The sequence below is a fragment of the Candidatus Pelagibacter sp. PS_43 genome (assembly GCF_059417795.1).
The window spans coordinates 253510-267750 of the sequence record NZ_CM182066.1 but is presented as its reverse complement, the minus strand read 5'-3'; the positions used below and the strand labels follow the sequence as shown (position 1 = coordinate 267750).

General features: G+C 29.7%; 14 protein-coding genes. 4 read left to right on the top strand and 10 right to left on the bottom strand.

Features of this window, described 5'->3' with window-relative positions; genetic code table 11:
* Positions 1-3 precede the first annotated feature (3 nt).
* The 8 genes from AC5SLL_RS01415 to AC5SLL_RS01380 are packed head-to-tail and all read right to left on the bottom strand — an operon-like array spanning position 4 to position 7460.
* Positions 4-423, bottom strand: a complete 420-nt coding sequence (locus tag AC5SLL_RS01415; RefSeq protein WP_494573424.1) for a secondary thiamine-phosphate synthase enzyme YjbQ — start codon at positions 421-423, stop codon at positions 4-6.
* A complete protein-coding gene (gene zapE, locus AC5SLL_RS01410; protein WP_494586795.1) occupies positions 423-1478 on the bottom strand; it encodes a cell division protein ZapE in 1056 nt (351 codons plus the stop codon). Before zapE ends, AC5SLL_RS01415 begins: the two co-directional genes overlap by 1 nt.
* A complete protein-coding gene (locus tag AC5SLL_RS01405) occupies positions 1478-1909 on the bottom strand; it encodes a hypothetical protein (RefSeq protein WP_494573422.1) in 432 nt (143 codons plus the stop codon). The genes zapE and AC5SLL_RS01405 overlap by 1 nt, the downstream gene beginning before the upstream one ends.
* Before the next feature lies 1 nt (position 1910).
* Positions 1911-3212, bottom strand: a complete 1302-nt coding sequence (locus AC5SLL_RS01400; protein WP_494586794.1) for a PQQ-binding-like beta-propeller repeat protein — start codon at positions 3210-3212, stop codon at positions 1911-1913.
* Positions 3205-3849: a hypothetical protein gene (locus tag AC5SLL_RS01395; protein WP_494586793.1), complete on the bottom strand. Its 645-nt coding sequence runs from the start codon at positions 3847-3849 to the stop codon at positions 3205-3207. The genes AC5SLL_RS01400 and AC5SLL_RS01395 overlap by 8 nt, the downstream gene beginning before the upstream one ends.
* A gap of 1 nt (position 3850) precedes the next feature.
* Positions 3851-6520, bottom strand: coding sequence for an aconitate hydratase AcnA (gene acnA / locus AC5SLL_RS01390; RefSeq protein WP_494586792.1), 2670 nt, complete (start codon positions 6518-6520; stop codon positions 3851-3853).
* Positions 6521-6524: 4 nt separating this feature from the next.
* Entirely contained in the window at positions 6525-7112 is a 588-nt protein-coding gene (locus AC5SLL_RS01385; protein ID WP_494579249.1) for a LysE family translocator, read from the bottom strand.
* A gap of 6 nt (positions 7113-7118) precedes the next feature.
* On the bottom strand, positions 7119-7460 hold the full coding sequence (locus AC5SLL_RS01380) for a tRNA-binding protein (RefSeq protein WP_494586791.1): 342 nt from the start codon (positions 7458-7460) through the stop codon (positions 7119-7121).
* A 27-nt stretch (positions 7461-7487) separates the two neighbouring features.
* Between AC5SLL_RS01380 and argE the strand changes: the two genes are divergently transcribed.
* From argE to AC5SLL_RS01360, 4 genes are read left to right on the top strand one after another with little or no spacing between them, the layout of a single operon-like run.
* On the top strand, positions 7488-8678 hold the full coding sequence (gene argE / locus AC5SLL_RS01375; protein ID WP_494586790.1) for an acetylornithine deacetylase: 1191 nt from the start codon (positions 7488-7490) through the stop codon (positions 8676-8678).
* Between the two features lie 38 nt (positions 8679-8716).
* Positions 8717-9616 carry an allantoinase PuuE gene (gene puuE / locus AC5SLL_RS01370; protein ID WP_494586789.1) on the top strand — a complete coding sequence of 300 codons (900 nt, stop codon included), beginning with the start codon at positions 8717-8719 and terminating at the stop codon, positions 9614-9616.
* A 2-nt stretch (positions 9617-9618) separates the two neighbouring features.
* On the top strand, positions 9619-10608 hold the full coding sequence (alc, locus tag AC5SLL_RS01365) for an allantoicase (RefSeq protein ID WP_494586788.1): 990 nt from the start codon (positions 9619-9621) through the stop codon (positions 10606-10608).
* A complete protein-coding gene (locus AC5SLL_RS01360; RefSeq protein WP_494586787.1) occupies positions 10608-11102 on the top strand; it encodes an ureidoglycolate lyase in 495 nt (164 codons plus the stop codon). Before alc ends, AC5SLL_RS01360 begins: the two co-directional genes overlap by 1 nt.
* Before the next feature lie 52 nt (positions 11103-11154).
* Here the strand turns inward: AC5SLL_RS01360 and AC5SLL_RS01355 are convergent, their stop codons facing one another.
* Both AC5SLL_RS01355 and AC5SLL_RS01350 read right to left on the bottom strand, forming a co-directional pair.
* On the bottom strand, positions 11155-12603 hold the full coding sequence (locus AC5SLL_RS01355; RefSeq protein WP_494586786.1) for an NCS1 family nucleobase:cation symporter-1: 1449 nt from the start codon (positions 12601-12603) through the stop codon (positions 11155-11157).
* A gap of 190 nt (positions 12604-12793) precedes the next feature.
* Complete coding sequence (locus tag AC5SLL_RS01350; RefSeq protein ID WP_494573411.1) at positions 12794-14230, bottom strand: aldehyde dehydrogenase family protein; 1437 nt, start codon at positions 14228-14230, stop codon at positions 12794-12796.
* Positions 14231-14241 lie beyond the last annotated feature (11 nt).

The following is a 14241-nucleotide window of genomic DNA, read 5'->3' as shown; positions in this document are numbered from 1 at the left end:
AAATTAATCTCCAATAAAATGATGAATAATTGTTCTATTTTGAGCATTTAACCTGTGTTCAAATAGATATAAACCCTGCCAAGTTCCAAGCAATAATTCACCTTCTTTAATACTAAGAGCAATTTGATTATTAGTTAAGGTAGATTTAATGTGTGCGGGCATATCATCTTTTCCTTCAGCTGTGTGAATATATAATTTGTTATCCATAGGAACTAGTTTATCGAAATAATTTACTAGATCTGTTTGAACATCTGGATCAGCATTTTCTTGTACAATTAAAGATGCACTGGTGTGCTGAATACTTAAATTAAGCATCCCATTTTTAAAATTGTTTTGATTAATCCATTCAATTGTTAGGTTAGTAAATTCGTATAATTTTTGACCATCAGTATTTATTTTAAGATTATAAAATTCTTGTTTCATCAATTATTTTCCATGGATGTTAATTCGTATAGACGACTGATGGTACGTTTGAATGGTTTTTCTAATAATTTTGATGAGGCAAATTTATCCAGGCTTTGGTTTGCTGTAACTGAAATTGGAATATTTTTATCATAAATTATATCTAGTAAAGTAATGAAACGTTGTTGTTGATTTGAATTTATATCATTAAATTGTGGTATTTGATCTATTACAATAAATTTACAATTTTTAATAATTTCCAAATAATCTTCTGCACCTAAGTTTTGAGCACATAACTCATTAAAATTAAATCTAACAACCCCTTCATAAAAATTTTCTATTTTAAAATCTCTACCTTTAATATTAATTATTTTTAAAGAATGTTTTTTATTTTTTGTAATAGTTCTAAAAAATTTATTAATCTTAAAGTTGGTTTCCTGATTAAGCGGATAAAAATATCTTTGTTTTTGATTATTACTGGATTTTCTATAATCATCTTCAATTTTTAGCTCACATTCAATTGACTTCTGTTCCATAATTTTAATAAAAGGGTTAAATTGATCTCTTTGAAGTCCATCTTTATATAACTCATCGATTTTAGTATTTGAAGTTACAATAATTTTAATATTTTCTTTAAAAATTTGATCAAACAATTTTCCTAAAATCATAGCATCAACTATATTTGTTACCTGAAATTCATCAAAATAAATTAATGAAGCTTTTAATTTTAGATTTTTTACAAAATGACTGATTATATTTTCTTCTTCTTTTTCTTTTTTTTCATGTACAAAATTATGAAAATTTAACATAAACTCATTAAAGTGCAGTCTTAATTTTTTTTCTTTTAGATGCTCAAAGAAAAAATTTAAGATCATAGTTTTACCTACACCAACATCACCATAAAGATAAAAACATTTTTTTGATGATTTTTTTGAAAATAATTTTGAAAAATAAGATTGAAAATTCTCTTTATAATATTGTTCTAATTTCTTAACAATTTCTATTTGATTTGAATTAACTTCTAATTGTTGAATATCACAATGCGATATAAAAAAATTTTGTAATTGGTTTACCATTAATTTTTTTTGGTTTTAAAATCGATACCATATTCTGATCTTGGCCCTTTTCTTAATCCAAAGGGACCAGGAATAAATATTGTCATAGGCTTTGTGCCTTCTTTTAAGTCTACTCTATGATGGGCATTTGCTGAACGAAATCCTATATAACCTGGTTTTCTCCAAAATTTACCCTCTTTTGTAGTTTCCCAGTAACCACCTCTAAGAATGATAGTGATATATGGACATAAGTGATTATGCACACCTTCACCATGATCATCTGCGAGCATTTCATGGATTAAAATGTTAAATGGAAACCATTTTGGACGATGTCTAAACAAAACATAATATCGATTCATCCAAGGTTTTGCTTGATCATATTTCGGGTGAGAAGGACCTCTATCAAATACAACTTTTTTTTTTCCTAATATTTCAAGGAGCTTTAGAAACATGTTAATCTAACTTAATAATAGAGTTATTACTTATAATATATAAATTTTTATTAAATATAGCTGGTCTTGAAATTTTCTTATTATCAATTTTCAAAACATTTCTTGTTACACCAGTTGCAATATCAATAACTGATAGACGCCCAATATTATTTGATAAATAAATGTTTTTGTTACCAATAATAAATCCTGTTGGTTCAATATCAGGTCTTTTCTTTTTTTTAAATTGATTAAGTAAATAATTAGATCTTACAATATTCCCACTATTTTTTTCTACAATTACTAAATATCCCTCTAATGTAACAGTAAAAATTAAATCATTAATTATTACTGGTCTTAAATTAGAGTTTATTTCTTGTTTCCAGTTCAAATTACCAGTTTGAGCATCAAGTGAAAAAAATTCATTTTGATTGTTCGAAAAAAATAATGCATTTTTTTCTACTACAATATCAGATGTCTTTAAGAAAAAACCAGCATCAAACGCTAAACTGCTTTGTGTTGGTATTTGCCATATCAAATTACCATTGTTGATGTCTACTGAGCTAATATCGCCTAAAGAGTTATTAAAATAAATTTTTTCATTTTTGATGGCTAATGATAATTTTTTTTGTGACCTTATAAATGACTTTTGAGTTTTTATTGACCAAATCTCATCACCATTATTTATAGAGTAAGCTTTTAATGTATTATCATAATCTACCACATAAATATTATCTTTATAAATTTTTACTTGTGAATTGTATGGAGCAGTATTTTTTTTTTCCCAAAGCAATTCACCTGTATTAATATTTATAGCATATAATTTTGCTACATTGTCTGCAATTACTAAAATTCTATCGGTGTATCCAAAAAATAGAAATGGATTTTGTTTTTTTTCAGATTTTAAATAATAGTTTTTTTTCCATTTTAAATTAGAGTTTTTATCAAAACTTAAAATAGATCCTTCGTTATCAAAAAAAATGACATTTTCTCGGTTAAATGTAATTTCTGATTCATATTCAAAAAAATTTTTAATTTTTTTGAATTTATATTTAGAAATATTTTCAAGTTTGCCGTCAAAATCAATTTTTCCATGATTATTATCTAAACTATTTAAAACACTATTATTTACAGCTCTTGAGTCTAACTCAATTTTCAAAGTAGGATTAAATTCAAAATTAAGCGTTTCTTCTTTTTTAAAAATTTCTGTTAGATTTTCTTTTGTTTCTTCTTCAATTTTTTGTTTATTCCAAAATTCTGAGTTTTTATGAAATGAGCAATTGGTGATAAAGATAAAAATTAATAATATTGTAAAATTTTTACTCACTTAAATCTCTATTTATTCTTTTTTGTGATGCTGTTTTGATGTCGTTATTAACTTGAGGAAGGCTTAGTATCTGATTAAAAAATTCTTTTGCTTTTTGCTTTTCATCTTTTGAGTAGAAATATTCAGCAATCAAATATAAAGCATGAGATTTCCATATGCTCTCTGAGTTAATTAAAGGATTTAAAATAATTAATAATTCATTCTCTGATACAAAGTTTGAATTAAATAGCCCCTTTTTATAAATATTTAGATTTTTTATTTCTTTATCAAGCTTCGTTTTGTTAATTACCTCATCAAATAACAGATTAATTTCTTCTTGGTTTTCAATTAAACTATTATCTATTAAAAAGTATAACGCCAGTGGTGAATAGGTAGTGTCATTCGCTTTCACTATTTCAGTTAAGTCTTCTATTATTTTTTGAGAATTTTCAGGTTTAAAATTTATTACAGCAAAATTATATTTATCAGCCAACTTGAGTTTGGCTTGTTTTTTATAGGTATCAATTGAATAAATGCCAATTACCAAAATAACTAAAATTAATACTGATGAGATTATTTTTTTTTTATTATTTGTTAAAAAGTTTTTAATCTTTTCATTTCTCGTGTTTGAGTCGATTATTGAAATTTCTTCATCCATATTAAATCATATTTCTTAAAACAAATTGAAGAATACCGCCATGCTTATAATATTCTAATTCGTTCTTTGTATCAATTCTACAAAGAGTTTTAATCTTTTTTATATCTCCATTTGCATATTTTATCTCTATACTAATATAGTCAGAAGGGTTCACTCCATCTTGTATTTCTAAAACAGTAATCAATTCAGAACCAATTAAATTTAAGTTGGTTCTATTGTTTCCCTCTGTAAACTGAAGCGGTAAAACACCCATTCCAATTAAATTTGATCTATGAATTCTTTCAAAACTTTCTGCAATAACTGCTTTTACACCTAATAGTTTTGTTCCTTTTGCCGCCCAATCTCTTGAAGAACCTGTTCCATATTCCTTGCCACCTATAACAACTAAATCTACACCTCTTTTTTTATATTCTTCAACTGCATTGTAAATTGGCATAACTTTATCTTCTGGATATAATTTAGTAAAACCTCCTTCTGTTCCAGGTGCCATTTCATTTCTAATTCTAATATTTGCAAATGTTCCTCTCATCATAACCTCGTGATTTCCTCTTCTCGAACCATAAGAATTATAATCTTTCGGTTGTATTTGATGTTCCATAAAATATTCACCTGTTGGACTTTCTTTTTGAATATTTCCTGCTGGCGAAATATGGTCAGTCGTTACCATGTCACCTAAAATTAAAAGTAGTCTTGCATCCTTGATTGGTTTAAAGCCTTCTGGTGTATCAGATAAATTTTCAAAGAAAGGTGGTTTTTTTACATAAGTAGAAGTGTCATCCCAATTATATATACTTGTATTTTCTGTTTTAATTTCTTGCCACTGTTTAGGTCCTTCTGAGACATTGGAATATCTTTTAATAAACATGTCAGCATTAAGTGCGTCTCTTAATGTTTCTTCAATTTCTTTATTTGAAGGCCAAATATCTTTTAAAAAAATATCTTTTCCATCTTTATCTTGTCCTAAAGGATCTTTGTATAAATCAAATTCCATATGACCTGCTAATGCATAAGCTACTACAAGAGGTGGAGAAGCTAGATAATTAGCTTTGATATGAGGAGATATTCTTCCCTCAAAATTTCTATTTCCTGATAATACAGATACAGCATATAAATTTTCTTTTTGGATAGCGTCTGTAATATTTTCAGGTAGAGGCCCAGAGTTTCCTATGCATGTTGTACACCCATAGCCCACTAAATTAAATCCAAGTTTATCTAAAAATATGTTTAGGCCTGCTTTTTCTAAATAATCAGTCACAACTTGTGATCCTGGGGCTAAAGATGTTTTGACCCAAGGTTTAGTTGTTAAACCTAATTCAACAGCTTTTTTAGCTAAAAGACCAGCACCAATTAAAACATTAGGATTTGATGTATTGGTGCAGGATGTTATGGCAGCAATTAATATTGATCCATCTTTAATTTCATAATCTGTATTTTCAACTTTTGAAACACTTTGTTTATTTCTTTGTGTTGCCTCTTCAAAAACTTTTTTAAATTCAACAGAAGCATTTGTAAGCAAAACTTTATCTTGAGGTCTCTTGGGCCCTGAAATTGTGGGTACAACCGTAGACATGTCTAAAGAAATAGTGTCTGTAAATTCTATGCCCTCACTTGCCCATAAACCTTGTTCTTTAGCATAAACTTCAACAATTTTTACTGTTGCTTCATCTCTTCCAGAAAATCTTAAATATTTTAATGTTTCATTATCAATGGGAAAAAATCCACAAGTTGCACCATACTCTGGTGCCATGTTTGCAATTGTTGCTCTATCAGCTAGTGTTAAATTTTTTAAACCCTCACCATAAAATTCAACAAATTTTCCAACAACTCCTTTATCTCTTAACATCTTTACAACTGTTAATACTAAATCAGTAGCAGTGGTACCCTCTGGCATTTTATTTTTAACTTCAAAACCTATTACTTCAGGAATTAACATTGAAATTGGCTGACCTAACATTCCAGCTTCTGCTTCAATGCCTCCAACACCCCATCCAAGCACTGACAATCCATTAACCATTGTCGTGTGGCTATCTGTACCAACCAAGGTATCAGGAAATAGATAATCCTCTTCATTAAATTTTTCTGACCACACTACTTTGGATAGGTATTCTAAATTAACCTGGTGACAGATTCCTGTTCCAGGAGGAACAATCCTAAAATTGTTAAACGCTTGCTGACCCCATTTTAGAAATGAATATCGTTCTCCATTTCTTTCAAATTCTATATCAACATTCTTATCAAAAGAATCTGATTTAGCAGATTTGTCTACTTGTACAGAGTGATCAATAACTAAATCTACCGCTGACAAAGGATTAATAGAATTTGGATCTCTATTTTTTTCTTTTACAGCCTCTCTCATAGCAGCTAGATCTGCTACAGCTGGTATACCTGTATAATCTTGCAGTAAAACTCTTGCAGGACGGTAAGCTATTTCAGTGTTTGATTTTTTATCTTTTAACCAAAGTTTAATTGCATCTATTTGATCTTTATTAACAGATAAATCATCTTCATATCTTAAAAGATTTTCTAGCAAAACTTTCAAAGATTTTGGTAATTTTGAAATACCTTCTAATCCATTTTTTTCAGCTTCAGCTAATGAATAATATTTATAGTTTTTGCCATCAATACTGATTGATTTTAAAGACTTATATGAATTTTTGTTTCCTGGTTTCATTTAGTTAGATGTAAAATCCTATTATACAAAGAATAAGAAGCAATGACATAGCATAATTGAAACGTTTAATGAAATTAATATTTGTCGCAAAACCCCTTAAGAATTTACCTAAAAATGCCCATACAGTAATACTTGTTATAGCTGTTAAGGAACAAACAATAATAACAGATAAAGAGCTCATCAAATAATTATCCTCTTTGACAAATTTAGATATTAAAGTAATTGCTGCCATTACACCTTTTGGATTTAAAAATTGGAATATAAATGTATCAAAAAATTTTACAGGATTTTCTTTTTTATCTTCAGTTGATGAATTAGTGAAAGAAATTTTATACGCTAGATAAAATAAAAAAATTGTACCTAATATTCTAATTATCTCTTGAATTATTGGATACTTAACAAAAGTTGATATTAGAACAAAATTAATTAATATAACTAATGTAGTATATCCTAGCCAAACACCTAGTATTAGTGGAATTGTTTTTTTTATACCAAAATTAAATCCTGAATAAGATGCTACAGCATTGTTTGGTCCAGGAGTGTAACCAAGTGAAACCGATATACCAATCAACAATAATAATTCTGAGTACATAAAAAATTAAGCTATAGGAAGGCCATTCTCAGATGGTTGAGAGGGATGAACCAATATCACTTTACCTTCTTCATCTATTGATCCTAAAATAAGAACTTGCGAAACAACTCCTGCAATATTTTTTTCTGGAAAATTACAAACACCAATTACTTGTTTTCCTTTTAAATTTTCTTCATTATAATAATGAGTAATTTGAGCAGATGATTGTTTAATTCCTATATCATCTCCAAAATCTACTTTTATTACCAATGAGGGTTTTCGAGCTTTTTCATTTTTTTTAACAGATATGACTGTTCCAACTCTAATATCAACTTTGTCAAAAATATCATACGTTATTTGTTCTTTCATTATTTTAATATATAATAGAAATAATTTATGAGTACAGAAAATAGTTCTAATCAATTATTTAATAATTCTATAAAAATTTTAAAAGATTTGATTTCATTTAAAACTATATCTGGTCAAGATAATAGCTCTTTAATTAATTATTGTGATGAAATTTTAAAAAAGATAGGTGCTACATCATTTAGAACTTTTGATGATGAAAAAAAAAGAGTTAATCTTTTTGCAACACTTAAAGCAAAGAACCCTAGTAATAAAAAACCTATAATTTTATCAGGTCATACTGATGTTGTTCCTGTTTCTAAAGGATGGAGTGCGGATCCATTTGAAGCGATAATTAAAGATGAAAAACTTTTTGGTAGAGGGGCTTGTGATATGAAAGGTTTTATTGCTTGCACTTTAGCTTTCGCTCCAATTTATGCAAAAGCAAATTCTGATAGAGATATCCATTTTTCTTATACCTTTGATGAAGAAACAGCTTGTATTGGAGCTCCAATATTAATTGCTGAATTAAAAAAAAGAGGAATAAAAGATGGAATTTGTATAATTGGAGAACCAACTAATATGAAAATCATAGATGCTCATAAAGGGTGTTATGAATATACAACTTATTTTGAGGGTTTAGCAGGTCATAGCTCTGCTCCACATAAAGGTGTCAGTGCTGTTGAATACGCATCAAGATATGTAAATAAATTAATTGAGTTAAGAGAAAAACTAAAAGAAAGATCTCCTGAGGACTCTATTTTTGACCCTCCTCACTCCACACTATCAATTGGTGGAATATTTGGCGGGATAGCTCACAATGTAATTGCTGACAAATGTCACATCAACTGGGAAACAAGACCTGTTGTTAAAGAGGATGGTGTATTTTTGAATTTAGAAATAGATAAATATGCTAATGAAGTTTTGTTGCCAGATATGAAAAAAGTTTATCCTAAGGCTACAATTAGTAAAAAAATTATTGGTGAAGTAATTGGTTTTGATAGAGATGAAACATCAAAAGCCTGTGAATTAGTTTCAAGTTTAACAGGAGATAATTCAAGAGAAGTTGTTTCTTTTGGAACCGAAGCTGGTCTATTTCAAGAGATAGGAATAAGCACAGTTGTTTGTGGTCCTGGTTCAATTGAACAAGCACATAAAATTGATGAATTTATAAAACTTGATGAGCTTAAAAAATGTTTAAGCTTGCTGGATGGTATTAAAGAAAAATCTGTAATAAATTAACAAATTGTTAATTCGGTCAAATTAAATTATAATTTTTTATGAAAAAAAAAGATACTCGTGATCTAATTGGTTATGGTTCAAATTTACCTAGAGTTGAATGGCCGAACAAAGCACGTATAGCAGTCCAAATAGTTTTAAATTATGAAGAAGGTGCAGAAAATTGTGTTCTTAATGGAGACAAAAATTCAGAAGTTTTTCTGTCAGAAATTATAGGCGCTCAACCCATAAAGGGAAGGCATATGAATATGGAGTCGCTTTATGAATATGGTTCAAGAGCAGGTTTTTGGAGACTTCACAATCTTTTTCAAGAAAAAGAAATTCCTATAACTATTTTTGGAGTTGGGATGGCCTTAGAAAAAAACCCTGAAATTTGTAAAGCCATAATAGAAGCTGATTATGAAGTAGCTTCACATGGATGGAGATGGATTGATTATCAAAATATTAAAAAATCAGAAGAAAAAAAACATATGCAGCTTGCTATTAAAACTCATACTAAAATTTTTGGTAAAAGACCTGATGGTTGGTATACGGGAAGATGTAGTCCAAATACTAGAGATTTGGTAATGGAAGATGGTGGATTTTTATATGACAGTGACTCGTATAGTGATGATTTGCCATATTGGGAAAACAGAAATAAAAAAAAACAATTAATCATTCCTTATACTCTTGATAATAATGATATGAGATTTGCAACAAATCAAGGTTTTAATACTGGTGATCATTTTTATAGTTATCTTAAAGATAGTTTTGATGCTTTATATGAAGAAGGAAGGACAAACCCAAAAATGATGTCTGTTGGACTACACTGTAGACTAATTGGAAAACCTGGTAGAATTCAATCTTTAAAAAAGTTTTTAGATTATATACAAAAACATGAAGATATTTGGGTTTGCAAAAGAGTTGATATTGCCAAACATTGGATTAAAAACTATTCCTAACAATGTCTGAAAAAATAATTTTCACAAATGGATTAATAGACTTGGCTCAACCTCGATTGGGTTCAAAAGTTATTTATAAAACAGATGATTTTTTTGCCTCAGCCAATAGAATTATAAATCCATCATCAGCTGTCTTTAAGGAAGGATTGTTTGATAGAAATGGAAAATGGATGGATGGTTGGGAGTCGAGAAGAAAAAGAAATCTAGGACATGATTATTTAATTATTAAATTAGGTAAACCAGGTAAAATTTCTAAAGTAGATGTAGATACATCTCATTTCAATGGAAATCAACCATCTATGATTTCTTTAGAGGCCTGCAACTCTAAATCCAATTTGTATAAAAATTTTAAATGGAAAACTTTACTGGGTAAAAAAAAAATAAAAGCTAACAATCATCATTTTTTTAATATCTCATCCAAATCTACAGTTACTCATATTAAATTTAATATCTTTCCAGATGGAGGAGTTGCTAGATTAAGACTTTTTGGAAAAATTTCAAAGGACACAATTAATTTGAAAAATAAGACTACAAATTTAACATCTCTTTTAAACGGAGCCTCAGTTATAGCTTGTAATAATGAACATTTTGGAAAAGCTGAAAATATTTTAGCACCTGGTAAAGCAAAAAATATGGGTGATGGATGGGAGACTAGAAGAAGAAGAGACAAAGGTTTTGATTGGCTAATACTAAACTCAATTGATGGCAATAAAATTGATAAAATTGAAATATCAACACATCATTTTAAAGGAAATTATCCAAGTCACTGCTCTATTCAAGCGATTTATATTCCAAACAATAAAACATCATCTTCAATTATAAAAAACTCTAAGAAGTGGAAAATTCTATTAGATAAAGTTAAATTATCAGCAAATAAAACACATATATTTAAAAATAAATTAATGAAAAATAATAAAATTAATTATGTTAAAATTAATATTTTTCCAGATGGTGGTATTTCAAGATTTAGAATGTTTGGTAAGGCGCTTTAATGAAAATTATAATTAAACCAAAACCAATCACTAAAGAAAACTTCTCTAAGTATGGAGACGTAATAACAACTAAAGATATAAAGCCACTTGAAATTAATAATGGTTATGCAAAAAGATTTGATGGTATAGCAAATTTAGATACGTCAACTGATAATGGAGAAACTACTATTTGTATTTTTTCTGCCTTAAAAAGATCCTTTCCAATGAAAATTGATATGATGGAAAAACATCCTTTAGGAAGTCAGGCTTTTATACCAATGCAAGAAACTACTTTTTTAGTATTGGTTGCTCCGAAAGGTGATAAACCAAATATTGATGAAATTGAGTCCTTCATTGTTCCTCCAAATATTGGTGTGAATTATAAACCTGGCACATGGCATTTTCCTTTAATATCTACTTTGGACATGAATTTTTTAGTTGTAGATAGAAAAGGCACTGGAGACAATTTAGTAATTGAAGATTTAAATAACAAAGAAATTTTCTTAAAATACTAAAACCCGCCGCATAAATGCGGCGGGTTTTTCTAATTTTAAATATTTAGTTTTATTATCTTTTAGATATTGCTAAATGAACTACAGCACCTAATGATGCTCCAATTATCCAAGCATATCCTCCGCCACCACCTAGGTTTGCGAAGAAATCATCTAAACCAAAAACTAAAATGTTTGGCCAAACAGTTCCAACTGCGATGTAACCTGATAGTATCCAAGCTAACATTCCTTTATGATTGAAGCCACCATTGTAATGATACTTCCCACTAGGGCTAGCATCAAACAATGCATCTACATCTAGTTTTTCTTTTTTGATGATGTAATAATCAACAATCATAATACCAAATACAGGTGCAAGAATTGCTCCTAATGTATTAACAAATGGAAATAAACCCATTTGAGTAATAACAGCAACCCACATACCACCAATAATAAAACCAAAACCAGCAGTAATTAATCCACCTGTTTTGAAATTTATCTTATCTGGCATTAAATTAGCCAAGTCATAAGCTGGAGGTATAAAGTTTGCAACCATGTTAATACCAACTGTTGCAGCAAAGAAAGCAAATGCAGCAATAATTGTTAAACCTAGGTTATCTACTTTAGCTACCATCTCTGTAGGACTTGCAACATACTCACCAAAAATTGCGATTGTTCCGCCTGTGATCATTAAAGTAATAAAAGAGAATAAGATTACGTTACCTACTAATCCCCATAGGTTACCTTTTCTCATTTCATCTTCATTTTTAACAAATCTAGCAAAGTCACCAAAATTAATAACTACTGCAGCAAAATATCCAACCATAATTGAAAATACAGCTATGAAAGCTCCAAATGATCCTAAGCCTTCAAAACCACCAGTTCGTTCTCCTCCAGAGAATATAGTTCCTACTTCTGAAAATAGTCCTCCACCAGCTTTAGCCCATATGACCAACATTAAAACAATCATTACAACGTAAACAGCTGGTCCAGCAAAGTTCAAGAATTTTTTGATAAGATCAACACCTTGCCAAAATAAATAGACTTGAAAACCTGACACAAATATAAATGACACCCACATTACTCCTGTCATTCCTAAGAACATCTCCGTACCAGCGTTGCCAGTAATACCTGTGATTAAAAGTGCAACAGCAGTTGATGCTGCGTAAGTTTGTGCTCCATACCAAAACATTGCAACAAGGCCTCTAGCCATTGCTGGAAAGTTTGCTCCAAATACACCCATGCTGACACGAGCGAATACTGGATATGGTATTCCATGTTTTACACTTGGTTTACCTGATAAGTTTACTAGCCACATTATAAAAAATCCTGCTAGAATTAATGCAGCAAATACAGCCCAACCATTTAGTCCTGACGCTAAAAACAAAGATGCTGCCAAAGTATAACCAAATAAACTTTGAACATCATTAGCCCAGACATTAAAGATTTCGAACCATCCCCAATTTTTTTTATTGCTTGGAGTTGGAGCTAAATCTGAGTTGTAGAGTTTTGACGATCTACCCATATTATTTCTCCTATTTATTTTTGTTACTCTTATTAACTATAAAGCTATGGTAACACTGTCTGCGACATTATGGATTATTCATGTTCTGTAAAGTATAAAGCGATACAACTTCTAGTTTAGAAAATTAACTAATAAATATAGGGCTTATTGAATTGCAGAAAACCTATTATGAACAGCAACATAAATTGGATTAATCGTTCCAACCACTAACAACTTTAACCTCAAGATACTCTTCTAGGCCTAATTTACCAGCTTCACGACCAATGCCTGAATGTTTATAACCACCAAATGGAGCATCTGGTGCTAAACCAGCTCCATTAATATCAACCATTCCTGATCTTAATTTTCTAGCAACTCTATTCGCTTTTTCTTGATCTTGAGTTTGAATAAAATTTAATAAACCATAGGGTGTGTCATTTGCAATTGCAATTGCTTCTTCCTCTGTCTCAAAAGGAATTATACATAACACGGGTCCAAATATTTCTGTTCTTGCAATTTGCATTTGATTATTAACATCTGCAAATGCTGTAGGTTTTACAAAATAACCTTTATTTAAACCCTCAGGTTTACCTAATCCACCAGCAACTACTTTGGCTCCTTCATCTATTCCAACTTGGATTAATGATTGAATTTTATCAAATTGGGTTTTTGAAACTACAGGTCCTATGTGATCCCCTTCTTTATTAGCAACATCAACTTTCATAGAATTAGCAAAATTCTTAACTCTTTCAACTGCTTCATCATACATTGATTTTTCTACCAACATTCTTGTTGGAGCATTACAAGATTGTCCTGTATTTCTAAAACATCTAAGCGCTCCTCTTTCAACCGCTTCAGCATCAGCATCTTTAAATATAATGTTAGCACCTTTTCCTCCAAGCTCTAAACTAACTCTTTTAAAATCTTTTGCTGCATTTTCAGAAATTAAAGCACCGGCTCTAGTAGATCCTGTAAATGAAATCATATTAACATCAGGATGACTTGTTAATGTGTTGCCAGCAACTGCTCCATCCCCATTAACCAGATTAAATATACCCTTTGGTAATTTAATTTCATCGATCATTTCTGCTAAAATCATAGATGATAGTGGTGCTATTTCAGAAGGCTTAAGAACCATTGTGCAACCAGCAGCAATGGCTGGGATTACTTTTAGACAAACCTGATTCATTGGCCAATTCCATGGTGTGATTAATGCACAAACTCCTTTTGGCTCATGTAAAATATTATTATTAAGGGCATGCTCTCCTAATTTTGCTTCAAATGTATATTCTTTCAATACTTTAATATAAGATTTGATATGGCTTGCTCCAGTTCCAGCCTGTAATTGCGTTGAAAAATCAATAGGAGCTCCCATTTCAAGAGAAATAGCTTGCGCCATATCATTCCATCTTTTTTTATAAACATCATATAGTGCTTCTAAATATTTTATTCTTTCTTCCTTAGAAGAGAACGCCCAAGTTTGAAAAGCTTTTGTTGCAGCACTTACTGCTTCATTCACATCTTCAGCTCCCGCAAGAGATATTACTGCACATTCTTTTTCGGTTGAGGGATCAATTACTTTAAAATCATTTTGTTTTTTTGGAGCAACCCATTTTCCATTAATATAAAAATTTCGTTTATCTAGCATTTTAAAAAGTA